Below are 449 nucleotides of genomic sequence, written 5' to 3'. Positions count from 1 at the left end.
CGCAACGCCCTGGCCCAACACACCGGCCTGAGCCTGCCCCCCACGTTGATCTTCGACCACCCCAGCCCCAACGCCATCGCCGAGCATCTACTCAGCTTGCTCACCACCGCCACTACACCGACGCGGGTGCCGGCAACCACCACGCCAGGCACCGACGAACCCATCGTCGTGGTCGGTATGGCCTGCCGGTTCCCGGGTGGGGTGGATTCGGCGGCGGCATTGTGGGACATGGTCAGCAACCGAACCGATGTCATCGGGGCCTTCCCCGCCGATCGTGGCTGGAACCTCACCGAGCTGTTCGATCCGGATCCCGACGCGGTGGGCAAGACCTATACCCGCTGCGGCGGTTTCTTGGCCGAGGCCGCCGATTTCGACGCGGAGTTCTTCGGCATCTCTGCGCGCGAAGCCCAAGCCATCGATCCCCAGCAGCGGCTGCTGCTAGAAGTGTG

1 pseudogene is annotated in these 449 nt (G+C 66.4%); it reads left to right on the top strand.

The annotated features are described in order from the left end of the window. Positions 1-21: 21 nt before the first annotated feature. Positions 22-449, top strand: a pseudogene (locus tag F0Q45_RS28880) (beta-ketoacyl synthase N-terminal-like domain-containing protein); the annotation flags it as partial.

Source organism: Mycobacterium simiae (assembly GCF_008370645.1).
GTDB lineage: Bacteria > Actinomycetota > Actinomycetes > Mycobacteriales > Mycobacteriaceae > Mycobacterium > Mycobacterium simiae_A.
The sequence above is the reverse complement of the archived record's forward strand: the minus strand, read 5'-3'. Positions and strand labels throughout refer to the sequence as shown.